We start from the raw sequence: 23,244 nt of genomic DNA on the forward strand, positions 1-23,244 counted from the left end.
GACTTCGCTTTTTCCTTTGTTGCCTCATCTAACCCTGCAAACATATCCTTGTGCTTACCCTTCTCTGGGAATTTCACACCTAGTTTTGTCAATTCTTCTTTTGCTTGCTCATGCGTTAATTTCCCAGATTTCTCTTGCTCTAAAATCGACTTCGCTTTTTCCTTTGTTGCCTCATCTAACCCTGCAAACATATCTTTGTGATTACCCTTTTCTGGGGATTTCACGCCTAGTTTTGTTAATTCTTCTTTCGCTTGCTCACGTGTTAGTTTCCCGGATTTTTCTTGTTCTAGAATCGCCTTCGCTTTTTCTTTTGTTGCCTCATCTAGATTCGCAAACATATCTTTACGTTTCTCTTTCTCTGGAAGCTTTACACCTAGTTCCTCTAATTGTTTCTTTGTATCATCCATAATCGTTTTTACTTTTTGTTTTGTAGCGGCATCTAAATCTTTTTTCGCCGTTTTTGTAGGTTGATCCGCTGCTGGAGTATTCGTTGCCGCAAATGCTGGCACACCAATTCCTCCTATAATTCCAAATGATAAAGCACCTGCAATTGCTAAATACCCAACTGTTTTCTTCTTCATAGGAAATTTCCTCCTTCACATTTCTAAAGCATGTACACTTTCGTATACAATGCCTATAGTAATGTTGATTTCTTAAAATTTCCTTAACGAGTTAAATAAAATGGAACTTTAATTAGTGGGGGTGTGCATCCTACACTACTCGGATTGGGCTTTTACGGGACAAAAAAACACCGCTCATCACGAGCGGCGTTTATCTAAGCTTTTTGTAATTGTAATTCTTCACGTTCCATTACTTTTCTTAATACAATTGTTTGTGTCATTGTAAATAAGTTACCTGTAATCCAATACAATACAAGTCCTGACGGTGCCGCAATTCCCATAAACAAAATCATCGCTGGCATCATTATTTGCTGTATTTTCAGCATTTGCACTTGCTCTCCAGGCGTTATATTTGATTGGAACACCTTCATCTGGATAAATGTCGTTAACGCTGCAATAATCGGTAATATATGATATGGATCTGCATGTCCTAAGTTCACCCATAAAAATGAAGATGTACGAATCTCTTCAGTTCGGCTAATCGCATAATACAAAGCAGAGAAAATCGGCATTTGTATAAAGATTGGCCAGCAACCAGCTAACGGATTCCAACCACCTGATTTCATTAGTTCTGACATTTCTTTTTGATACTGCTTTTGTTTTTCAAGATCTTTACCCACATCACCGTGTTTCTTTTTCAGCTTCTGTAATTCAGGTTGCATTTTTTTCATTTTCATTTGACTACGATATTGCGAAACAGCTAATGGAATCAGTGCTGAACGAACAACAAGCGTAATGACAATGATCGCAATCCCAAAGCTTCCACCAGATATATGATGAGCAACAAATTGAATCATATACGATATTGGATATACGAAATAATGGTTCCAAATTCCCGTACTATGTGAATCTATCGTGCCTGCATTACTGCAACCAGATAAAACAAAAACAAGTAATAACGATAAACTAATGAGCGCAGCTCGGTTTGATTTTAACATGTTCATTCCTCCAATGTTTCGTAATTAATTAGCGAAACATTGGTGTATACGGGCCTACCTCGTCACTCTCTCCACTCGATTCTTGTCTGCGGACAGAGCGAATCATTCCATATTTATAAAAAATCGAGAAAAGCGGTACATTTCCGATACCCTCTTCACACTTATCAACTAGTTTAAAAGCTCTCTGTCTACCGCTTGATGCTTGCTGACGTACGAAACGAGAAACGTTAGCAAGAAAAAAGACTTCTAATACACAAAGTGCTGTCGTTACAAACGATATATACAGAAGTGCATCCTGCAATAAAAATTCCATCGCTTCACATCCTTAATAAAGTCATTTTAGCACATTCAACAAACATTCTCTATTTCCTTTTATTTTCAAAAATGAATTTTGCATATTTTCTCAAAAAATTATGCTAGAAAATCAATGTATTCGCTTTCTTTAGTATATTCACACGTATCTTTGAATAGGTTTAATTTTTTAGAAATTTATAAAATTTTTGCATTATAATAAAACTATTGCCAGTTTTTGAAAAAAGCTTTATTCTCTTCTTGTAATCAAAAATGAATATGGAGATGAAACATACTATGGGTCAACTAGGAGACGCCGATTACGTTCCCGACACCGCCTTTTTATCCTTCCCAGCAGCTAAAACATTTCACTTAGAATTTATCATACAGTTAGTTGTTATTTTTATAGCTTCTATTTTGTATGCAATTTCTATGAATATGTTTTTTATCCCGCATAATATGATTAGCGGTGGGTTCGCTGGTGTAGGGATGATTATCGGTTATTTAATGCACTACAATATCGGTGCACTTATCTTTTTACTAAACATTCCTCTTCTTATTTTAAGTCACTTTTACTTAGGCAAGAAGACAACCTTTTTAACAGCATACTTCGTAGCTGTATCATCTTTAGCGATGAACATTATCCCCGTACACCAAGTTTCAGACGATATTTTACTTTCTTCTGTATTCGGTGGTGTCATCTGCGGCGCGGCCTCAGGAATCATATTCCGATTTGCTTCTTCAACAGGTGGTTTTGATGTTGTTGGATTGATTGTAGCGAAACATCGCGATGTTTCAATTGGAGCAATCATCTTTGGATTCAACTTAATCTTACTTGTTGCAGCAGGATTTATTTTCGGATGGGATATTACGCTTTATACGTTAATTAGTCGGTTTGTGGTCAGCAAAGTAATTGATGCCGTGCATACAAAACATATTAAATTAACGATAATGACAATTACAGAAAAAGGTGAGGAAATAAAAAGCTCACTACTACATCACGGCATACGTGGCGTAACAATGGTAGATGCTGTCGGCGGCTATACAAACCATAAGAAAAAAATGATTTACACTGTCGTAACTCGCTATGAGTTAGGCGAAATGAAACGAATTATTCGCCAAGTAGACAATCGAGCATTTATGAATATTACTGAAACCGTTGAAATCGTTGGACGTTTCAAACGTATATAAAAAAGCGCAAGGAGCTACAGTTCCTTGCGCTTTTTATTTTTTACACTTATTACAAAATCAGATAATTCTATTAGTGTGGCAATAAATGTGTTATAATAAAAGTAGACTTACAAAAAAGAGTATATAGACTTGGAAGTTTCTCTTATTTATATAAGCAAAAAGAAACAAGAAGTCGTGTATATTTCAGACACCATACACGTAACGGCTTAAAAAAGCTGCTCATCTTAGTTATTCTTCACTGATCTTTTTATAAAAAGATTCGTACAACTAAAATTCACTTCAATATACTATACCTACCTTTTTGACTTCCAAATCATCTTATTACATAAGGAGATGAACATATGAATCAACATATACGATACACAATAGCTGTCCTGTTTGCCATTATCGGCGGCGTAATTTGCTTCTGGACAAACACTCAACTTGGAGAGAATATCATTTTTAATGGAATCGAAACACTTGTAAGCGCTTCAATTTTAGGCGGCTACATTTTCTTCCTCTTCAATCCAGAAGAAAATGCTCAAAAAACAATGTTATTAACAATGATCGGAATCGTTGGCGGATGTATTTCCTACTCAATGACAAACTATACATTACCACTTCAATTAAGCTCAGCTTTCTTCCACGGTCTTTGGACTTGGTTTATTGCATTCTGCCTAGCAGATGTATTCAACCTATTACAAGATCCTGAAGAAGAAAACGGTCGCCAAATCGAAAGTAACTCTTAAGCTGGAAGATATTCTTCCAGCTTTTTTGTTTGTTATTCTTTCCTGTTCATACCCCATCACCAAAATAAAAAGAAGTTACCTCCACGGCAACTTCTTTTCCATATACCCCACTTAGTATTCACTAAAATATATCAACGATTTTTAAAATATATCGATCGTTTCTCCACTTATATCAGCGATTTTTTCATTATATCGACGGTTCGACACAGGATATCGATTTATCGACATCCTTCGATATCTCTAAAGCACAACATACCCTATCCCCCAAGCAACTTACTACCGAACTCCACGATTAAAAAGATAACTAAAAGAATCGCGAGTATTTTTAATGCTACGTATGCGACTTTAAAAACAGCATAAATAAGCAAGACTATCAAAATAATCGTTAAAATTTCCATATTTACTTCCTCCAAGCTTTGCTCTTCTTATCTCATTTTACTCGCCTCAGACTTTTTATGGAACGGCATAAGATGACATAGAAAAAAGAGGATACCTCACCCGTCGTAAGATACCCTCTCCTGTAGCCGCTCAAACCATTCTCTCTCTAATTGTAAATATCCGATTTCACTCTTCTCTGCACTCTTCAATTCTTTATCAGCTTTCTTCATATAAGTGCGAGCATCTTCTAGATCTCCCTCTAAATATTTAACAATTCCATGTGTACGGTAATACCCATGTAAATCCACTTTTGTAATTGCCTTTACATGTGCCTTTGCTTCTTGCAAGGAAAGACTTTCCTTCTGATAAAGAACTTTATATAAGAGATACCAACTATGAAAACTACTAACGAAGAATTTATTTTCCTTCGTTACCGGTAGTTGAACAATTTGTTCTATATATGATATTGCTCTTGCCATTCCCTTTTGATCCGATCTAGCAAGGAAGACAAGCATCAGTCCGCTCATGCTCTCTCTTATTCCTTTATTCTCTTTTAATTTTTCCTCACTAAGTTCTATTAACCTCTCATCCCAATCTTTCGGTCTTTTATAACTAAATAACTCACTTGATACTTGAATCGTATATAAATGCTGCTTTGCTTTTTCATCATCTTTAATTAAAATGAGAAATTGCATGCCATCACTCAGAAACGTTCCTTTTATCGGCACGATTGTAGCTGCAAAAATCACAAAATGGAAAACGGAAAAATATAAAAGATATTGATAATAACTCACCATATATATGTAACCAAAAGTAATACCAAATAGTAAACTTGTAATCGGTCCACCTAAAGTCATCCACGCCCATTTTTTTGAAAGGTTCGGTGTCTCTATAGAAGGCGGCACTAGCATCGCCACGCCTCCAAAGTACTCCCATAATTTATTTTCTCGAATTCGTATTTTTCCTTTCTCATTTTGCACAGTAATAGGTCCTACTGTCATAAATTTAAAATTCAAACCACCTATTAAACCAAATACTACATGCCCTAACTCATGAATGGATAGCACTAATAAAAAAACTCCAAATAATGCCCATATATCCAACATTGTTTCTAATTTACCAGTTTGGATTACTCCGTATAAAATGGACAAAACTAACGCCGCCGTCATGGAACCAGCTGGCCTTCTTAAAATATCCACCTTTTTCTCCCCTTAATAAATCATTTTTCTCTGCATTTCGTACATGAATTTTCCGAGATGCAATATCCAAATAAATGAGATTAAACCAATTAATACAAAATCGATATCACTAGCCGCTGTATATATAACAGCACCCCACCATACATATGCCAGTACTGTATTCGTAAACTCATACGCTTTATATCCAGCCTCATGCACAATGTGCTTTAACCCTTCATCTACGTTTTTCGTCCACATTTTCATTGATTCCATATATGTTACACCTTGTTCAGGATATAGCTTATTATAACGATTTTTTGTTATGATCCCGATAATTACTACAATAGTTAAACAGGCAATAGAAGCTACTAAATTCCACACTGCAAATGAAACATTTATATCCTGCAACAGTGCACGTCTACATGTAATAACTGCATATACAAACCATGCCTGCGTAACTATATCACCTACACGTAAATATATACTTATAATGCCTAATTTTCTGCCTTGTACGCTCTCTTCTTCATCACGCGCTTCCGCTAACATACGTGTATTCTTCCAAGTGTAATACATCATTACGATTCCAAAAATAGTACATACACCTATTAATATATTGGGTGATAATTTTCTCGGTTCATCCGAGAGTAAATCTAAAGCTATATAAGATGTTAAAAAGCCACCCATCATACTTAATGCTATTTTCCCCACAAAATCAAATTGTTTTTTTATTTTACTCTTCATCGTCCTCTTCCCCCTCCACTAACGTAAATATTTCCTCCACCGGTACATTGAAAATGTGTGCGATTTTTAACGACAATACAATAGATGGTGCATAATCCCCGCGTTCAATTAAACTAATGGTTTGCCGTGATGAGCCAATCGCTTTCCCTAAATCCCCTTGTGATAAACGATGCTTTGCTCGAAATTCCCTCACTCGATTTTGAAGCTTCATGTCTTCCCTCTTTTTCATTTATTTAATTAAAATTGTAAATAATATCCTTATCTTTGTCAATTATAATTGTCATTTTGACGTTAATAATTGTCAGGTAATCTATATAATAAATATGGAATATTAAGCATATGAGAAGACAATAGCTTATTAACATAGATTGGAACATAAAATAAAAAAGGCAGTGCTTTTGCACTGCCTCCCTAATTTCTGACATAGAATGGATTCCATATTAACTTGCGTTTTGTAACAGTACTCGTTTTAACTGTTTGCGGAAACGAATGCCTAATGTAATTGCTACAATAACAATAACTCCAAAGATGATTTTACCGATATGACCTTCTAGCACCCCAAAAATATCATGTAAGTTTCCTCCTAACCAATAACCACCGATTAAGAAGAATGATACCCAAAATAAAGCACCTGAATAAATTGTAATCGCAAAACGGCGAAACGGTAAGTTAATGATACCTGCAAAGTATCCTGTAAAATGACGTACACCAGGAATGAAGAAACCAATAAAGATAAGGAAATATCCATACTTATCGAACCACATTCTAGTTAAATCAATTTTTCTTTGTGTTAAAAATACGTACTTCCCGTACTTTTGAACAAAAGGCATACCAAGCTTATTCCCTAAAAAGTATTGAATCGTCATTCCTACACTTGTCCCAATAAAGGATAGGATAATTAAAATAGGTAAACTTAAATCACCCTTCTGTGCTAAAAATCCCGCATATGCTAACGTTGGCTCTCCCGGAAACGGAAGTGCAATATATTCTAACAGCAAACCTACAAGTACTACATAATACCCGTATTGCTGAAATAATTCATGAACCCATTCCATGTCATCTCCCCTTTCATCCGCGTACAACTTGTTACTATTATTGTATAAAAAAATTGTCGAAATAACTATCACAATAGCTTACATTTTTATTACATTTTTGTAAGGCTCACACTAAAGTTTTCTGTTCTTTATTTGCTTATACCCATTATCATTTTAAAATGAGCTAACAACTATATACCGTACGGAATATAGCCATTAATATACATTTTTTATCCAGTTTTTAACACTTGGAAATCACCTTATTTTGTTCTCTATAAAAAACCATAACAAACTCATATGAACTTCATATTAGCTTCATATACGTATTGTAAGATTATATCGGAATTTGTTGAAAAATTTAGCTAATATATGACTAAACATTAAATTGAATAAATATAAGTCGCTTTTCGAAATTGAAAAAAGGGTGAATAAGAAATGGAAGCTTATAAAATGCACGATTTTATTAATACGAATGTTGAATCTCATCAAAATGAAACCGTTTTTAATTTACAAATATGTGAAACAAATGAATTTGACGTAAGTTTAACAAAATCTACAACGCTGTCTTTTATCGTTTCAAAAAAGAACATTAAGATCGTCACGAGAAAATGGGTTAATTCAAATCAAGAAAGCATGATTGGCAAAAGCTACATCATTCCAACGAAAGCTTTTCACTATTTCTTACCGATTATTTCTGAAACTGAAGATGAACTAAAGATTCAAGTTCAAAGTTTTGGACTACATGGTGAGCTTTTATTAAATGAAAGATTACTTATTGATAAAAACAACAAATGCAATACAAAGATTACTACCTTCTTTGAAACATTAGATGAAAATGTCAATCAAGCATTACGAGGATTACAAATTCATTGTATGTAAGACTACTACAATAAGTAAAAGGAGAATATAATGAAAAAACTATTATTAAGTGCGCTATTATCATTAGGATTTTTAACTCTTCCATTCACTACTGCAGAAGCAGCTACGACGAAAGATCAGCTTATCGTAAACACACAAATAAATAAAATGGATTATTATCAAGATGGAAAATTCATAAAAAGTTTCACTGTCGCTACTGGAAAAGCAGCAACACCAACACCTAAGGGTACTTTTCAAATCGTAAATAAAATTAAAAACCGTCCTTACTATACAGGGAAAATTAAAGGCGGCGATCCACGTAATCCACTTGGGGACCGCTGGCTCGGATTAAATATGGCAGGAACTTACGGAACAACGTATGCGATTCATGGAACTAACAATAATCAAGCAATCGGGAAAGCAACAACACTTGGTTGTATTCGTATGTTTAACAATGATATTCACTGGTTATTTGAGCGCGTTCAGCAGCAAGCTACTGTCACTGTAAATTAGCCTAAGAACAAGATTTACGTGTAGCCAAGAATTTTATGTCTTGGCTTATTTTATTTATTCATTTACAGTAGCAAAACAACTGTATTTACATATATAATAAAAATAGATTGCATTCAACATCATCGTAACATTGATAAACATGGATATTAAAATTATACAGTTATAATATTTTATAAATTTTACAATACATACTATAATAGAACTACTGTAATTCTGAACTATTCAGTGACACTAAACAATCCCCCTTGCTACTTTCATTACTATTTTATAGCGGGGGCTTATTATATGTATAAACAATCTGAGTCATCCAAAAAATGATGAATTCGAATATTGCAGTAAAAAGCGTTATTTAGGAGGTGTTACTATGACGCATATACTGGTGATTGAAGACAACCCAGATATACAAGAACTTATTCGTGAATTTCTAATGGCACAAAACTTTACTGTTGATGTAGTTGGTGCTGGAACAGAAGGCATTCTTCTTTTCCAAAAAAATTCATACGATCTTGTCCTCCTCGATGTAATGTTACCAGATATAGATGGCTATAGTATTTGTAAAATTATGCGAGGACAATCTGATGTACCAATCATTATGTTAACAGGCTTACATAATGAAGAAAGTGAAATTAAAGGATTTGAGTTAGGTATTGATGACTATATTACAAAACCGTTCCATTACACCGTATTTATAAAACGTGTAGAAGCTGTATTAAGAAGGGCAGCAACGAAGGAAGCAGAAGCTGCAACTATACTACAATTCCATGAATTGATGTTAAATTCTACAGCATATGCCGCTTATGTTCATGGTAATCAAATTGAATTGACTACAAAAGAATTTGAAATTATATATACTTTACTGCAAAATCGGGGAAAAGTACTATCAAGAAGTGATTTGTTAAATAAGGTATGGGGCTATGAACATTATGGTGATGTGAGAGTTATAGATACACATATTAAAAACTTACGAAAAAAATTAGAAATTCCTTATATTAAAACGGTGAAAGGCATTGGCTACAAAATCGAATCGTAGCAAAGACAACATCACCAAAAATATATTCATCAAAACCTTATTATTTTGTATTCTGTTATCACTTTGTCTTTATCAAATTATTTATTTTCTAGCCTCAAATTACGATAAAGATCGTTTGAAAGCTTCTGGAACGCAAACTGCGGAACAAGCGGAATCAGACAAACAAAACGACCAAAGTAAAACAAAGCAAAATAAAGCTGTGTCAGAGAGTAGCATCTCTAATTTTCAATCTTCTCAAATAGACATGAAAACACTCTCTACAGCCATCAATCATCTTTTGCAGCCTAGCCAAACTGCAAAAGCAAAAGAACATGCACAAAATATTCCGGGGAAAAGTAACACAACGTCTTCACTTACAGAAGCGGAAAAGCAAGTTACTAACAATAATGCCTTACATACACAAAATGCAGCAAGTAAAGCAAATGATACACATGATAATCCAAAGTTAACAGATGTGTTGCAGCAGTTAGCTCCACATATTGGGGCGACAATGCTTGTATTATCTCTGCTTGGATCTTTAATCTACGCAAAAATAATCGCCAAACCTTTCCGATATATGAGCGATGCTTTAAAAGATATTATGAATCTTGATTTCTCAGATAAAAAAGCACTGAACAAAAATACAGATCAAACAGATTTTAATTTGCAAGTAGCTGCCTCACAAGTACCTACTATTGTGAAAAATTTACATGAAAGCAATCAAGATTTAAGAAATGAACTCAAGAAGGAACAACAGTTAGAACAATCTCGTAAAGAATTTATGTCTATGATATCCCATGAATTAAAAACACCAATCGCAGCCGTTATGGGACAACTCGATGGCATGATTCACGGAATTGGCGCTTATAAAGATAGAGATAAATATTTAAAACGTTCATATGAGATGATGCAAGATATTAACATATTAACGGAAAAAGTGTCAGAATTATCCAAAATACAAAACCCTCAATTTAAACCAAATTTAAAAGTTATCTCATTAACTAATATTATTGAGGACGTTATAAAGAAAGTAGATTATTTTGTATCTGTAAAACAATTAAATGTTCAATCTAACATTAAACAAGATGTACAAATTTTAGCTGATCCTAAATTTATGCAAACTGCTATTTTTAACATTATTTCAAATGCAATTCATTATACAATTGACCATCAGCATGTATATATAAAACTTTATGAAAAGCCAAACGGTTACGCATTAGAAGTATTAAATACAGGTTCTCAAATTGATGAAGATAAACTTGCCCATCTATTTGAACCATTCTATCGCGCAAATCCTGACAAACACGGCTTAGTACAAGGTAGTGGTCTTGGGTTATATATTGTAAAACAAATATTAGATAAACATCAGTTTCCTTATGGAATACAAAACACACCTCAAGGTGTAAAATGCTCCATTGTATTCCCAAAAGCAATGTAAAACCTACTCTAATTTCATACCCCAAATTCATACTTCGTATGAATGGCGGAATTTTGTAGAGTATCTTACTCTGTTTCGTTCGCCCGTTATCCTTATTTGGATAGCGGGCGTTTTTTATTATTTAAAAGGAGGATTTTTATGGAGAAGTTTAAGTATTCACTACTCGTTTTACTCGGTGCTTGTAGCTACGGCGTACTTTCAACTATTTTCAAACTCGGATTTATTGACGGATTTTCAGCACACCAACTATTAGGCGGACAATATGTCTTCGGATGGATTGGACTACTTTTACTCGTTCTGTTCTTTTCACGTCATAAAGTATCAAAAAAACAATTCTTTTCGTTACTAACAGTCGGCACAACAATGAGTATGACGGGTATTTTCTATGCTATTTCTGTAGAAGAACTGCCAGCTTCTATCGCTGTCGTTTTACTCTTTCAGTTCACTTGGATTGGTGTAGTCATCGAAGCGATTGCCAACCGAACATTCCCAAGCCGTGAGAAAGTTATATCTATTATTATTTTATTTACTGGTACATTGTTTGCTGGTGGAGTATTTGAAGGTCTTGGACAAAACTTTTCTACGAAAGGTATTATCTTCGGACTATTAGCTGCCGTCTCTTTCTCATTCTATGTATTTGTAAGCGGGCGCGTTGCTACAGATGTTCCGCCTTATACGAAAAGCTTTCTTATGACAACGAGTGCTACTCTTATTGTATGCTTATTTTTCCCGCCTACCTTTTTAACAGATGGTACCTTACAAGCAGGCCTATGGAAATATGCTTTCTTTCTTGGACTGTTCGGGGTTATTATACCTGTCATTTGTTTTTCGATTGGGGTACCAAAAGTCGGAACAGGACTTGGTACAATATTAGGTGCAGCTGAATTACCAACAGCAATTATCGCTTCTATTACACTTGTTCATGAAGTTGTATCGCTAATGCAGTGGATTGGGATTGTAGTTATATTACTCGGTATTTTCACACCACAACTACTTACTGCTAGGAAAGAAAAAAAACAGCATACGATGCATAGTGCGTGAACAATACGTTACTTGTAAGAAAATACAAATAACGTTACTATACGGTATATACGCAAGGGGCAGTGAAAACTCCTTTAGTAGAGTACTTTAACGATACATTTAAAATAACATATGCTATTGCGGCTATTATTCTCGTAATCCTTGCTGTGCTTTTCTTTTTGAAAGATAAGAAAGAAGGTTATACAGCATAACAAAAGACCTTTCATTTATTTGAAAGGTCTTTTCCTTATATTTCACTTTACCGCTCCATATAATTTCTCTACCTCATGTTCAATTTGTTTTACATCGATTCGCTCAAATAATGGCTGCACATTATCAATTCGGTTTGGCAACGTATTTTGAGGTTCCCAATTTACTTTAACACTCGATAATGTATTTCTAACTCTTTCACTTGAAAACGGTAAAAATGGTTCAAGCAGTTGTGCAAAGTTTGCTATCAGGTAAACACAATTACAAATTGTTTCCTCACATGAAACTGGGTCCTCTTCTCTTTGTTTCCAAGGTTGCTTTTCGTCAAAGTATTTATTTGCAAAGCGAACTGTATCAAATATTGTTTCTAGTGCCACCTTAAATTTAGTTTGTTCAATCGCCTCTCCTACACTTGCATATAATCCTTCTACCTTATCTCTCAGCTCTATATTAATATTTGCTTTTGGCACAATGCCATCATAATACTTTTCAATGAACTTCAACGTCCGATTCACAAAGTTCCCGTATGCGCCTAATAGTTCACTATTATGACTGTAAATGAATTCACGCCATGAAAAATCAGTATCACGATTTTCTGGTGCATTTACTGTTAAAAAGTAACGAATAGAATCTGGATTATAGCGTTCCAATATATCAGGTACCCATACTGCCCAGTTTTTACTTGTCGATAACTTTCTTTTTTCTACTGTTAAATACTCATTCGAAACGATATGACGCGGGATCGCTTCTTCTCCTATTCCAAGTAATACCGCTGGCCAAATGATTGAATGAAACGGGATATTATCCTTACCATGTACATAATATGTTTTCGCATCTCTATCCCAAAACTCTTGATCAGCTTTCTCTGTTTCTTCAGCCCAGTTTTTACTCGCTGAATAATATCCTGTCACCGCTTCAATCCATACGTAAATTTTCTTATCTTCATATCCTTCCACCGGAATTGGTACCCCAATTGGTAAATCACGTGATACTGCCCTATCTTGTAATCCTTCCTTTAAATATCTCTCTGTTAATTGAATTGCATTGTCGCGCCATGTTCCTTTCTGCTTTGCAATTTCTACAGCCGCTTTAATTTGTTGTTGAAATTTATGCAATGCAAAATAGAAATGCTCTGTTTCCTGTACTGATGGCGTACTACCGCACAACTTACATTTCTTTTCTAACAAATCGAGTGGATCTAAAATAGCGGAACAAGCATCACATTGATCGCCCCTCGCTGCTTCATGGCAATGCGGACAAATACCTTCTACATATCGATCCGGTAAAAATTGCGTACACGTTTCGCAATAAGCCTGTTCAACGACTTTTTTATAAATATAACCTTCTTCTAATAGACGTAAAAAGACTTTTTGCACAGTTTCATGATGATGCTCACTATCTGTACGTGTATAGTAATCATACGTAAAACCAAGATTATGAAAACATCGCTCGAATTCTTCATGATATTGATCAGCTATTTTCTTTACTGTAACCCCTTCTTGTTTCGCTCTAATTGCAATCGGTGTTCCATTACAATCACTTCCTGAAACATACAAAACATTTTCACCTTTAGCCCGATAATAACGCGCTAAAATATCTCCTGGTAACAAACTAGCAATATGCCCAAGATGTAACGAACCATTTGCATACGGCCAAGCGCCTCCAATAAAAATACTCATCCTATATTCCTCCTTTAAAATATAAAAAGCCCCGCCCTTATCTTAAAAAAGATAAGGGCGGGGCTGTATAAACAGTCGCGGTACCACCTTATTTCGCCAATCACTCACATAATTAGCCTTAACAAGTACGGAGCTATATGCTCTTATACTGTGATTTTGATAACGAGTACCAACTCTCGTCGCCGCCTACTATTATCATTTAATAAGTTCAGGACGAAGCTCAAAGGCCATTGTTCAAATGAATATTCTTGCTTCTTCTCAGCTACCGAAGCTCTCTGGAAAGAATGATTCCATTCTACTTTTCCTTTTCAACGCTTTTATGTATAACACGTATTTTACGACTTAATAACAGAAAAATCAAACTTTTTTTAAAAACAGGAAATCCTACTCATTCACCGAATAACTATACGTTCACAAAAGGAGTGATAACATTGAATCAAAAGCAACTAAGTGCGATTAATGAAAAAAGCTGGAACGCAGCCGCTTATGAAGCTTGGACAAATCGCCACGGGGCGCCAGAGAATTATGCGAAAAAGCTCATGGAAGATCCCGTGCGCGAGGTAGATCATTATTTACCCTACATACAATCTCCAAAAGGAAAGCGTATTATTAATTTACTCGGATCAAAAGGCAACAAAGCAGTTGCTCTTGCTCTTTTAGGAGCCGATGTAACAGTTGTAGACATTTCAGCAAGTAATGCTAAATATGCAAATGAACTAGCAGAAGCTGCTGGCGTCTCTATTCAATATATCGTTTCCGATGTACTAGATTTAAATCTATCTCAATCATTTGATATCGTGTTACTGGAACTTGGCGTGCTCCATTACTTTTTAGACTTAAAGCCACTCTTTTATATAATCTCTCACTTACTAAAACAAGATGGGACATTTATACTGCGTGACTATCATCCCGTTTATACAAAATTATTAGGAGTAGATCACCCATCATTTCGAGCAAATGGAAATTATTTCGATGAAGAACTTATTGAAGATGACGTAGCTTATAGTACTCTCCTTACTGAATCACAGAAAAAAGCTTTACCAAGAACAAAAATTCGGCGCTGGACACTAGGAGAAATTATTACAGTAATGGCAGAAACAAATTTCAAGGTTGAAAAATTGATTGAGGAACACGGATCTCATCAAAAGTGGGTCTTCCCTTCTACTGCACCCGAAGGAATTGAAGAGCGTATACCCGGTCTATATACATTAATTGCGACAACATGCAAAAAAGGATCCCTTCACGGATAGGATCCTTTTTTTGCATGCTTACGCATATAAGTTGAGGTTGGAGATTACCATAATTCTGTAGAATAGGACACAAGATATTTCAACATTCGTCTCTGACTTACGTCGTCAAAAAGGGGTATGACCAACATAACGAAGAGTAATGTTCAGTTGATAGTGATAATCGTTATCAACTAATTAGAAGTATACAGGATGTCATTTCAAATTACAATAGCCTTTCTAGTTTTTATTTATGAATTTTTTGATATACAAATGTATACATTTTAAGAACTTTTACTCATATCAATTTGCCTTCTTCCATTATCTGCTATAATTTTCATTGAACAGATTAATAACTTCGTAATAATGGATTTATTAATTCTGTCCCTAATATCCATAAATCAAAATAAATAGTTTTTCAAAAAAGGTAGGGGTAACGATGAAATATATTAGTATTCGAAAAAAACTACTCTTCACACTCTTAAGCATTTGTTCCTTATTTAGCATTGCTCTCATTATTATTCTTATATTCGCTACGAGCCAAGCAAGTGAAATTGAAACATTAAAAAACGATGTATCGAAAAGAGCAACCATTTTAAAAGAACGCGGTGATTGGTTCCAAGCGCAAGTTGCTGGCTTACAAGAATATTTACTATCACACGATCAAAAAGGATTAGATAAATTCAACCGGGAAGGAAAGAAATTAGCTGATACAAGAGAAAAAGTAACAAGTGATAAAAAACTCCCTGAAGGAATGAAAGAGGCCATTTTAATGGGTGCGAAATGGCGAAGCGTCATAGATAATAAGGTTCTCCCCCTTGCGCGTGAAGGAAAATGGGACGAAGCATCCAAAATTGCTTTGGCTCAAACAGATTACGTAAATGACCTTTTAAGTCGTTTTACTAAATACGCAAATGAAGAAAATGAAAAACGTGACACATTAATTGCTGATGTTCAATCTTCATCATCTCTTATCCAATATATTATTTTCTTCTCACTCATTATATGTACATTAACTTCTATTTTATTAGCATGGTGGTTCTCTGGTAAACTCGTTAAACCTATTCGACAAATTGATGCGAAATTAAAAGAATTAGCTTCTCAAGATGGAGATTTGACCGCGAGATTGAATGTAACTAGTAAAGATGAGATCGGTGATATTGCATATTCCTTTAATCAAATGCTCGCTAACTTACAACGTATTATAAAGCAAGTTCAACAAACATCAACAAGTGTAAAAGAAGCTTCAGAAAATATGTTCATCGAAACAACTGCATCTATGGACACTACCACACAAATCCAAGAGACTATGAATGCTCTTGATCATAATATTCGTTCACAAGTATCTAGCATCGAAGAAAGCTCTACTGCAATGGATGATATGGCAACGAGTGTTCAACGTATTGCAGAATCTGCCTCTTCTGTTGCTGGTTTAGCTGTTACAACTTCTGAAAAAGCAGATGATGGAAATAAAGTCATTGAGAAATCTATTACACAAATGCATACAATTAACGAAGCTGTTAACGCTACATCACAAGTGGTAGAGCGACTCATTACACATACAAATCATATTGATACTGCACTTCAATCTATTTCTAATATTGCCGAGCAGACGAATTTGCTCGCTTTAAATGCTTCTATTGAAGCGGCCCGTGCTGGTGAACATGGAAAAGGATTCGCTGTTGTTGCCGATGAAGTACGAAAACTTGCGGAACAATCTAAACTAGCCGCAACCGACATTAACCATTTACTTCACCAAATTCAAGCAGATACGAAAATAGCCAATGAAATGATGACACAAGGACAATCAGAAGCTTCACAAGGAATCACAATCATTCGTACGGCTGGCTCTTCATTCTCAGCAATTGTTAACCACGTTAATAAAGTCTCTGCACAGATGCAAGAAATGTCTGCAACTGCTGAAGAAATGGCCGCAAGTTCTGAGGAAATGAATGCAGCTTTAAATACTATCGCTTCTATTTCAAACGAAGTTGCCGCTGAAACATCACAGACAGCACATTCAGCTGGTGGCCAAGTAAATGTAATGAAAGACATTGCTACAAAGTCATCAGAAATGAAAACTGCAGTACAAGAACTCGAAGTTCTCGTTTCTCATTTCAAAACAAATGCATAATAGTAAAAAAGAGGGATTTCTTTTTTTAGCCCCTCTTTTTTACTTTAAAATATATCTTTCTCTCTCCCACTCTGTCTGCTATAATTCCTAAAGGAAATACGAAAGCTTTATTCTAACTTTAAATAGGAATAAGGCTTTCTTTTAAATTGTTATATAAATTAATCCTAATACTAGAATTTCACAAAGGAGGTTTTTCAATCATATGAATTTTATTAGCATTCGAAAAAAATTAATGTTCATGATGGGAACGATTTGCGCTTTATTTGGCATTGCCTTAGCTTTTATTCTATTCTTCGCTATTGATCAGACTCGTAAAGCTGAAGCACTACAAAAAGATATTTCCCCTCTTGCAACAGAATTAAAAGAACGTGGAGACGCTTATCAAGTACAACTTTCTGCTTTAAGAGGTTATTTACTGCAACATGATCAAGTTGAATTAGACAAGTTTCATGAAATGAGTAAACGTCTTGAGGATTCAAAAGATAAGCTTCTTTCTAATCCTAATATTTCTCAGCAAGTAAAAGATACAATGCAATTAGGTTCTACATGGAGACAATTTATTGATGATAAAGTAGTTACTCTTGCAAAAGAACAAAAGTGGGAAGAAGCATTACAAGTTGCTTCTTCAGAAAATGGCACTGTTTATAAAGTTATTGGTGATTTCACAAACTATAGCAACGAACAAGCTAAGTTACGTGATCAATCCATTGAAAAAATTGACCAATCATCACTACTAATTGAATACGTTGTATTCTTATCACTTGTTATATGTATTGTCGTTGCAATTATTCTTGCATGGTGGTTCTCTGGTAAACTTGTAAAACCAATTCAACAAATTGATACTAAACTAAAAGAGTTATCTTCCCAAGAGGGTGACCTAACAGCACGTCTACAAGTAAATAGCAATGACGAGATCGGTGCAATTGCAACATCATTTAATAAAATGTTAGAAAACCTACAACATATCATTAATCGTGTTCAAAAAACTTCTGTGGAAGTACAAAATGCTTCTGAAAACATGCTAGAAAAGACTAATACATCACGCGAGGCAACAATACGAGTTCAAAGCTCGATGTCCAATTTAAATGCAAGCATTCAATCGCAAACTTCTAGTATGGAAGAAAGCTCGACTGCAATGGATGATATGGCAATGAGTGTTCAGCGTATTGCTGAATCAGCTTCTTCTGTAGCCGAACTTGCTGTAGCTACATCTGAACATGCTAACGACGGAAGTACTGTAATCCAAAAATCTATTTCACAAATGACCACGATACATGAAGCTGTGAATGCTACATCAGAAGTAGTCGAACGTCTAATCACTCACACAAAATATATTGATACAGCTGTACAATCTATTTCTAATATCGCTGAGCAAACAAATCTACTTGCATTAAATGCTTCTATTGAAGCTGCTCGTGCCGGTGAACAAGGAAAAGGATTTGCTGTCGTAGCTGATGAAGTTCGTAAACTTGCTGAACAATCAAAAACAGCGGCAAAGGATATTAACCAATTGCTGCATCAAATTCAAAATGACACAAAAACTGCTAGCTCTATGATGGCTCAAGGTCGTTCCGAAGCATTTGAAGGTATTAACGTCATCCGTGATGCCGGCTCTTCTTTCACAACAATCGTTGGTCAAGTGAATAAAGTGTCTACTCAAATGCAAGACATATCAGCAACTGCTGAAGAAATGGCTGCAAGTGCTGAAGAAATGAATGCTTCACTTAATAACATCGCTTCAATTTCTAATGAAGTTTCAAGTGAGACTGCCGCAACAGCACAATCTGCTGGGAAGAAAGTCCTTGTTATGAATGAAATGACAAAAACTGCAAAAGAAATGAAACAAACAGTTGAAGAATTAGATGAACTCGTATCTCATTTTAAAACTGAATAGCTTTTTTAAAAATATTCCTCTTCCAAGAGGAATATTTTTTTGAGCTCATTTCCTGCACATTATACATATATCCGTTATAATGAGAATCGATATCATTAATATTTAGGGGGTGCTACACATGTCACAACAAGCATTTGAAGAAAAGTTATATGCGAACTTAGAAGCTGTTATTGACCCTGAATTAGGTGTTGATATTATCAATCTTGGATTAGTTTATGACGTTACAGCAGATGAAAATAATAATGCTGTCATTACAATGACGATGACTTCTATCGGTTGTCCAATGGCTGGTCAAATCGTATCCGACGTTAAGAAAGTATTATCAACGAACGTACCTGAAGTAAATGAAATAGAAGTAAATGTTGTATGGAATCCACCATGGTCGAAAGAACGCATGTCACGTATGGCGAAAATCGCATTAGGTATTCGTGATTAAATAAGGAAAAGACCTGACAATCCAGTCAGGTCTTTTTCTCTTATTATTTTACTCCTACAGCATCATAAGCTTTCGTTACAGCTTGTACAGCTTTAGAGTTTTTACCGTATAAATCCTCTGCTGATTGAAGTGCAGCTTGGCGCATCATTTTAAAGTCAGAGTTTGCAGTTAAATATTTAGTAAGAGCACGGTAGTAAATTTTTTCTGTTGCTTCACGGCCAACACCAACAACTTTCACACCGTAATGAGTGCCGCCCTCAGATACTAAATATGCTGCTTTATTATTGATGCTACTGTTAATATGAACGCCGCCATTATCAGCTGTTCCAGTATAACGTTTATTGTAATGATCTGGGTAACCTTCACCAGGTTTTAATGGATTCGGAATAGATGCTGGATCTTTCAGAGATCGAAGTGCATCTCCAGGTTTACCAGGTGTATAAATATCGGCACCTAAATCCCAGCTCTTCTTCTCAACCATGACACCCATGATATCAGATATCGATTCATTTAACGCTCCTGATTCATTTTTATATACAAGGTTTGCTGTATGTTCAGTTACAGCATGCGTTAATTCGTGGCCAATAACATCTAGCCCTGCTGATAATGGAATGAATGTCTTACCATCTCCATCACCATACATCATTTGCACACCGTTCCACGCTGCGTTATTCCAAGATTCACCTACGTGAACAGCAGAAATAAGTTTCGCACCTTTATCATCGAAAGAGTTACGGTTAAATGTCTTTTTATAATAATCATATACTTTTCCTGCATTCACATGCGCATCTACTGCCGCTTTATCTTCGAAGAACTTAGATTTACTTGCAATTTCTTCTCCTGTATATCCAAGAATTTGTGAGAATAAATTAAACCAGTCTTCGTTCATATTCTCTGCATCAAATGTATGGACACCTTGTCCTCGTGTACCATCAAATAAGTTGAACGCTCCTGTTTTCGTATCTTGAGCAATTTCAAATGATTGTCTAGCCCCTAATACTCCGTAACCAAATCCAGTAATGTTATCTACAGCATTATATTTCTCAATAACATTCCCATTTGTTGCATCAACAAAATAATGCCAATATCCTGGTGCTGGTTTAGAAATTGATGCTTTAACGAGGTATGCAAGATAGTACTTTCCATCTTTTTCATAAACAAATAAATCTTTTTTCACACCATCATAATTCTTTACTTTACCAATTTCTTTCTCAATATCAGCTTTTGCGATCGTTTCTGCTTGTTCCGCACTAATACTTGCAGATGCAGGAATATTTTTATCTTCTAAATTCGGAATAACTTGTCCGAAAAATGCTTTTACATTATTCTCTTTATCAAGCGTAACCGTTTGATCTGAGCCATACACAGGAATGTTATTATGCTTCTCAACTAACTTCACATGTGTTGTACCAGATTCAGCATCTTTTTCTTCACCAACGACATTAAAATGTTTATCAATATTTCCTGCTAGTTTAAACATATCTTTCTTGCTCTCTAAATATTGAAATACTGTCTCTTTTTTATCTAGACCTTCTGGTGCTTTCCACTCTTCACCTATGTAAGCTGGTGTTTTAAACTCTTGGTGATACTGGATTTTTTGCTCTTCCGCTTGTGTTTTTGTTGCTCCAAACGCCCCAAATCCCCCAATAATAACGGATAACGCTAATGCTGATGAAACTGCTTGCTTTTTCAATCTAACACTCCCCATTCCCCTAAAAGTTTTTGACACCTTTATAAAATTCTAAATAACCAAGCAAATACCTTTTTCTAAAAATTGAGAAAATTTTTTCTGATAATTCAACTCACCAAAAAGAGGACATCGTTTTTCTATGTCCTCTTTCCTATAACTTTTCATTCCGCTATTTATATGCTGGGAAAACACCAATGATTAAAGTTTCACTTTATTACATTTTCATTTCAATTGCTAAATAGTGAGATTTTTCTTTCGCTTGAATATGAATATCTTCTTCTACAGCCTCCGCTGCATCACGCATTACAAGTGTTTCACCGTTTACAACGCTGCTACCTTCAATTTGTACAAGGTATAATTGACGTCCTTCTTTAACAGGAAAATGAATTTCTTTACCAGCCTCTAATGATAAAGAATATAAATTTGCATCTTGGTGAATATGAATTGGTGCATTTCCATCAGAAGGAGATACCATATGGAACCACTCATTTTCACGTTTACTCCAATCAAATTTAAACTCACCATAGTTCGGCTTATGACCATCGCGGTCTGGTAAAATCCAAATTTGCAATAAACGTAATGTTTCATTTCCTAAGTTATGCTCACTGTGAAATACACCAGTACCTGCACTCATATATTGAACATGCCCACGCTCAATTGTCCCTCGGTTCCCCATACTATCTTCATGTGTTAATTCACCATCTATAACGTAAGAGATAATCTCCATATCACGGTGCGGATGCATATCAAAACCAGTTTGTGCCGCTATTAAATCATCATTCATAACACGTACTGCTCCAAAATTCATGTTGTTTGGATTATAATAATTTGCAAAAGAAAAATGAAAATGTGTATTTAACCAACCGTGATTTGCTCTTCCCATATTTTTATGATCAACTTTTCTAAACATATCCTTCACCTCATATTATCTCGAAATCGAGATATTTATTTTTAATTTTATCACTGCAACTTCTTCAGTAATTCTAATAATTGTTTTTGTTCTTCTCTATTTAACTTATCAAATTGCTCTGCTTGAAATGTTTCTTGCGGCGGGACTATTTCTTCATATAGAACCTTTCCCTCTTCTGTTAATGAAATATATTTCGTGGTACCTTCTTGGTCACGCTGAATCCAATCGAGTTGCTCCATCTTATTTAAAAGTTGAGTAACATTTCCTTTCGTAACAAATAACTTATTTCCAAGCTCTTGCTGCGTTAAACGATCGTGTCCTCCAACTTGAACTAATACATCAAACTGAGCAGCAGATACATTCCACTTTTTCAAATGCTGATTCGTCTCACGAATACTTCTATTATAAAAGCGTGATAAACGAAACCATAATAGTAATCCAAGTCTTTCCTCTGCTTTCATTCCATCACCTCGCTCATTTGATACTATTAGTTTAGAGCTAAACTTAATAAAGGTCAACTACTTATTTTTCATTAGCAACAAATAAAAGCACAGTGATTTTTCTCCACTATGCTTCAGCTTAAATTTCTATTTTTATATTCATCTAGCTTCCTCTCCGCGAAATGCCTCGCATCTTTCTCGATCCATCTTTCTTCGTATCGTTCATGTCCAACATGTAGTACATCGTCCTTATGCTGCATCGCATGCCTGAATTCATGCAATAGCGTTTTGAGCACTTGCTCATACTCTTCCCACATACAGACGAAAATTAATTGTTTTTCTTTATGATAAAAACCACCTACCGGGAATAAAAACTCCTCTTCTTCTTCTCCTAATGATAAAAGTACATGATTCGCATCACATGTATCACAAAAAATAACTGGCGTTGCACTTACTTCAATAAGAGAAAACAAATCATTTCTTAACTTTTTGACATCCCAAGGAAGCTCCGAATCCAACACATACCAATTCTCAACTTGTTGATATACATTTTGAAACTGGAGTTCCATTTTTCTATAATCCCCTTCCCAAACTCCCTTTTCCTATATGTATGCCACAATATGGTAAATATTAAACGTACTCTTTGCCCCTTTGAAAAACGACAATAAAAAAAGGAACCTATGTCGGC

At 35.1% G+C, this 23,244-nt stretch carries 24 protein-coding genes, 1 pseudogene and 1 other annotated feature; of the genes and pseudogenes, 12 read left to right on the forward strand and 13 right to left on the reverse strand.

The features are described 5' to 3' along the window. The 3 genes and pseudogenes from ACFWDE_RS02240 to ACFWDE_RS02250 all read right to left on the reverse strand — a co-directional run. Nucleotides 1-581, reverse strand: a pseudogene (locus ACFWDE_RS02240) (hypothetical protein); the annotation flags it as partial. 194 nt (nt 582-775) lie between these two features. Then, complete coding sequence (locus tag ACFWDE_RS02245; RefSeq protein ID WP_002124186.1) at nt 776-1,558, reverse strand: membrane protein insertase YidC; 783 nt, start codon at nt 1,556-1,558, stop codon at nt 776-778. Nucleotides 1,559-1,586: 28 nt separating this feature from the next. Next, nucleotides 1,587-1,871, reverse strand: a complete 285-nt coding sequence (locus ACFWDE_RS02250; protein ID WP_215574111.1) for a hypothetical protein — start codon at nt 1,869-1,871, stop codon at nt 1,587-1,589. Between the two features lie 275 nt (nt 1,872-2,146). Here ACFWDE_RS02250 and ACFWDE_RS02255 point away from each other — a divergent pair, with 275 nt between their 5' ends. Together ACFWDE_RS02255 and ACFWDE_RS02260 are read left to right on the forward strand one after the other, a co-directional pair. Then, complete coding sequence (locus ACFWDE_RS02255) at nt 2,147-3,040, forward strand: YitT family protein (protein WP_016096587.1); 894 nt, start codon at nt 2,147-2,149, stop codon at nt 3,038-3,040. Nucleotides 3,041-3,381: 341 nt separating this feature from the next. Continuing rightward, nucleotides 3,382-3,768: a DUF3938 domain-containing protein gene (locus tag ACFWDE_RS02260; protein ID WP_377889751.1), complete on the forward strand. Its 387-nt coding sequence runs from the start codon at nt 3,382-3,384 to the stop codon at nt 3,766-3,768. Nucleotides 3,769-4,025: 257 nt separating this feature from the next. Here ACFWDE_RS02260 and ACFWDE_RS02265 read toward each other — a convergent pair whose 3' ends face one another. The 5 genes from ACFWDE_RS02265 to ACFWDE_RS02285 all read right to left on the reverse strand — a co-directional run bounded on the left by ACFWDE_RS02265 (nt 4,026) and on the right by ACFWDE_RS02285 (nt 7,120). Continuing rightward, nucleotides 4,026-4,166, reverse strand: coding sequence for a DUF3985 family protein (locus ACFWDE_RS02265; protein WP_000404783.1), 141 nt, complete (start codon nt 4,164-4,166; stop codon nt 4,026-4,028). Between the two features lie 96 nt (nt 4,167-4,262). Continuing rightward, nucleotides 4,263-5,315, reverse strand: a complete 1,053-nt coding sequence (locus ACFWDE_RS02270; protein WP_377889959.1) for a M50 family metallopeptidase — start codon at nt 5,313-5,315, stop codon at nt 4,263-4,265. 42 nt (nt 5,316-5,357) lie between these two features. Then, nucleotides 5,358-6,065: a DUF3169 family protein gene (locus ACFWDE_RS02275; protein WP_033715981.1), complete on the reverse strand. Its 708-nt coding sequence runs from the start codon at nt 6,063-6,065 to the stop codon at nt 5,358-5,360. Continuing rightward, on the reverse strand, nt 6,055-6,276 hold the full coding sequence (locus ACFWDE_RS02280) for a helix-turn-helix transcriptional regulator (RefSeq protein WP_002145012.1): 222 nt from the start codon (nt 6,274-6,276) through the stop codon (nt 6,055-6,057). The genes ACFWDE_RS02275 and ACFWDE_RS02280 overlap by 11 nt, the downstream gene beginning before the upstream one ends. A gap of 229 nt (nt 6,277-6,505) precedes the next feature. After that, complete coding sequence (locus tag ACFWDE_RS02285; protein WP_000455364.1) at nt 6,506-7,120, reverse strand: DedA family protein; 615 nt, start codon at nt 7,118-7,120, stop codon at nt 6,506-6,508. 414 nt (nt 7,121-7,534) lie between these two features. Between ACFWDE_RS02285 and ACFWDE_RS02290 the strand changes: the two genes are divergently transcribed. The 6 genes from ACFWDE_RS02290 (at nt 7,535) to ACFWDE_RS02315 (ending at nt 12,149) form a co-directional block, all read left to right on the forward strand. Continuing rightward, on the forward strand, nt 7,535-7,978 hold the full coding sequence (locus ACFWDE_RS02290) for a DUF3978 family protein (RefSeq protein ID WP_377889754.1): 444 nt from the start codon (nt 7,535-7,537) through the stop codon (nt 7,976-7,978). Nucleotides 7,979-8,008: 30 nt separating this feature from the next. Continuing rightward, on the forward strand, nt 8,009-8,470 hold the full coding sequence (locus ACFWDE_RS02295) for a L,D-transpeptidase (RefSeq protein WP_012261946.1): 462 nt from the start codon (nt 8,009-8,011) through the stop codon (nt 8,468-8,470). Nucleotides 8,471-8,834: 364 nt separating this feature from the next. Then, nucleotides 8,835-9,500, forward strand: coding sequence for a response regulator transcription factor (locus ACFWDE_RS02300; protein ID WP_000148832.1), 666 nt, complete (start codon nt 8,835-8,837; stop codon nt 9,498-9,500). Continuing rightward, nucleotides 9,478-10,917: a sensor histidine kinase gene (locus tag ACFWDE_RS02305; protein WP_377889756.1), complete on the forward strand. Its 1,440-nt coding sequence runs from the start codon at nt 9,478-9,480 to the stop codon at nt 10,915-10,917. The genes ACFWDE_RS02300 and ACFWDE_RS02305 overlap by 23 nt, the downstream gene beginning before the upstream one ends. Nucleotides 10,918-11,055: 138 nt before the next feature. Next, nucleotides 11,056-11,958 (forward strand): EamA family transporter, encoded by a 903-nt coding sequence (locus ACFWDE_RS02310; protein WP_377889758.1) that lies wholly within the window; start codon nt 11,056-11,058, stop codon nt 11,956-11,958. 62 nt (nt 11,959-12,020) lie between these two features. Beyond that, on the forward strand, nt 12,021-12,149 hold the full coding sequence (locus tag ACFWDE_RS02315; protein ID WP_269719584.1) for a hypothetical protein: 129 nt from the start codon (nt 12,021-12,023) through the stop codon (nt 12,147-12,149). Between the two features lie 42 nt (nt 12,150-12,191). Here the strand turns inward: ACFWDE_RS02315 and metG are convergent, their stop codons facing one another. Further along, the gene (metG, locus tag ACFWDE_RS02320; protein WP_377889761.1) at nt 12,192-13,826 is read right to left on the reverse strand and encodes a methionine--tRNA ligase; all 1,635 of its coding nucleotides are present in this window, start codon (nt 13,824-13,826) and stop codon (nt 12,192-12,194) included. A 50-nt stretch (nt 13,827-13,876) separates the two neighbouring features. After that, nucleotides 13,877-14,147, reverse strand: a binding site (T-box leader). A 110-nt stretch (nt 14,148-14,257) separates the two neighbouring features. Here metG and ACFWDE_RS02325 point away from each other — a divergent pair. The 4 genes from ACFWDE_RS02325 (at nt 14,258) to ACFWDE_RS02340 (ending at nt 19,516) form a co-directional block, all read left to right on the forward strand. Then, complete coding sequence (locus ACFWDE_RS02325; protein ID WP_377889763.1) at nt 14,258-15,076, forward strand: class I SAM-dependent methyltransferase; 819 nt, start codon at nt 14,258-14,260, stop codon at nt 15,074-15,076. 415 nt (nt 15,077-15,491) lie between these two features. Further along, complete coding sequence (locus ACFWDE_RS02330; protein WP_377889765.1) at nt 15,492-17,186, forward strand: methyl-accepting chemotaxis protein; 1,695 nt, start codon at nt 15,492-15,494, stop codon at nt 17,184-17,186. 202 nt (nt 17,187-17,388) lie between these two features. Continuing rightward, complete coding sequence (locus ACFWDE_RS02335; RefSeq protein ID WP_377889767.1) at nt 17,389-19,080, forward strand: methyl-accepting chemotaxis protein; 1,692 nt, start codon at nt 17,389-17,391, stop codon at nt 19,078-19,080. 118 nt (nt 19,081-19,198) lie between these two features. After that, nucleotides 19,199-19,516, forward strand: a complete 318-nt coding sequence (locus ACFWDE_RS02340; protein ID WP_000082521.1) for a metal-sulfur cluster assembly factor — start codon at nt 19,199-19,201, stop codon at nt 19,514-19,516. A gap of 43 nt (nt 19,517-19,559) precedes the next feature. Here the strand turns inward: ACFWDE_RS02340 and ACFWDE_RS02345 are convergent, their stop codons facing one another. The 4 genes from ACFWDE_RS02345 to ACFWDE_RS02360 form a co-directional block, all read right to left on the reverse strand. Then, entirely contained in the window at nt 19,560-21,209 is a 1,650-nt protein-coding gene (locus ACFWDE_RS02345; protein WP_377889770.1) for a M4 family metallopeptidase, read from the reverse strand. 211 nt (nt 21,210-21,420) lie between these two features. Further along, nucleotides 21,421-22,116 carry a pirin family protein gene (locus ACFWDE_RS02350; protein ID WP_377889772.1) on the reverse strand — a complete coding sequence of 232 codons (696 nt, stop codon included), beginning with the start codon at nt 22,114-22,116 and terminating at the stop codon, nt 21,421-21,423. 50 nt (nt 22,117-22,166) lie between these two features. Continuing rightward, on the reverse strand, nt 22,167-22,577 hold the full coding sequence (locus ACFWDE_RS02355; RefSeq protein WP_377889774.1) for a MarR family winged helix-turn-helix transcriptional regulator: 411 nt from the start codon (nt 22,575-22,577) through the stop codon (nt 22,167-22,169). Between the two features lie 113 nt (nt 22,578-22,690). Beyond that, on the reverse strand, nt 22,691-23,125 hold the full coding sequence (locus tag ACFWDE_RS02360) for a DUF3920 family protein (protein ID WP_377889776.1): 435 nt from the start codon (nt 23,123-23,125) through the stop codon (nt 22,691-22,693). Between the last annotated feature and the right edge of the window lie 119 nt (nt 23,126-23,244).

It is taken from the genome of Bacillus sp. NPDC060175, assembly GCF_042728695.1.
Classification (GTDB): domain Bacteria; phylum Bacillota; class Bacilli; order Bacillales; family Bacillaceae_G; genus Bacillus_A.

Coding starts and splice junctions, on each gene's coding strand:
- ACFWDE_RS02260 (WP_377889751.1), top strand. CDS start 3,382: ATGAATCAACATATACGATACACAATAGCTGTCCTGTTTGCCATTATC.
- ACFWDE_RS02245 (WP_002124186.1), bottom strand. CDS start 1,558: ATGTTAAAATCAAACCGAGCTGCGCTCATTAGTTTATCGTTATTACTT.
- ACFWDE_RS02350 (WP_377889772.1), bottom strand. CDS start 22,116: ATGTTTAGAAAAGTTGATCATAAAAATATGGGAAGAGCAAATCACGGT.
- ACFWDE_RS02355 (WP_377889774.1), bottom strand. CDS start 22,577: ATGAAAGCAGAGGAAAGACTTGGATTACTATTATGGTTTCGTTTATCA.
- ACFWDE_RS02255 (WP_016096587.1), top strand. CDS start 2,147: ATGGGTCAACTAGGAGACGCCGATTACGTTCCCGACACCGCCTTTTTA.
- ACFWDE_RS02285 (WP_000455364.1), bottom strand. CDS start 7,120: ATGGAATGGGTTCATGAATTATTTCAGCAATACGGGTATTATGTAGTA.
- ACFWDE_RS02250 (WP_215574111.1), bottom strand. CDS start 1,871: ATGGAATTTTTATTGCAGGATGCACTTCTGTATATATCGTTTGTAACG.
- ACFWDE_RS02265 (WP_000404783.1), bottom strand. CDS start 4,166: ATGGAAATTTTAACGATTATTTTGATAGTCTTGCTTATTTATGCTGTT.
- ACFWDE_RS02340 (WP_000082521.1), top strand. CDS start 19,199: ATGTCACAACAAGCATTTGAAGAAAAGTTATATGCGAACTTAGAAGCT.
- ACFWDE_RS02290 (WP_377889754.1), top strand. CDS start 7,535: ATGGAAGCTTATAAAATGCACGATTTTATTAATACGAATGTTGAATCT.
- ACFWDE_RS02335 (WP_377889767.1), top strand. CDS start 17,389: ATGAATTTTATTAGCATTCGAAAAAAATTAATGTTCATGATGGGAACG.
- ACFWDE_RS02300 (WP_000148832.1), top strand. CDS start 8,835: ATGACGCATATACTGGTGATTGAAGACAACCCAGATATACAAGAACTT.
- ACFWDE_RS02295 (WP_012261946.1), top strand. CDS start 8,009: ATGAAAAAACTATTATTAAGTGCGCTATTATCATTAGGATTTTTAACT.
- ACFWDE_RS02275 (WP_033715981.1), bottom strand. CDS start 6,065: ATGAAGAGTAAAATAAAAAAACAATTTGATTTTGTGGGGAAAATAGCA.
- ACFWDE_RS02270 (WP_377889959.1), bottom strand. CDS start 5,315: ATGACGGCGGCGTTAGTTTTGTCCATTTTATACGGAGTAATCCAAACT.
- ACFWDE_RS02330 (WP_377889765.1), top strand. CDS start 15,492: ATGAAATATATTAGTATTCGAAAAAAACTACTCTTCACACTCTTAAGC.
- ACFWDE_RS02280 (WP_002145012.1), bottom strand. CDS start 6,276: ATGAAGCTTCAAAATCGAGTGAGGGAATTTCGAGCAAAGCATCGTTTA.
- ACFWDE_RS02310 (WP_377889758.1), top strand. CDS start 11,056: ATGGAGAAGTTTAAGTATTCACTACTCGTTTTACTCGGTGCTTGTAGC.
- metG (WP_377889761.1), bottom strand. CDS start 13,826: ATGAGTATTTTTATTGGAGGCGCTTGGCCGTATGCAAATGGTTCGTTA.
- ACFWDE_RS02360 (WP_377889776.1), bottom strand. CDS start 23,125: ATGGAACTCCAGTTTCAAAATGTATATCAACAAGTTGAGAATTGGTAT.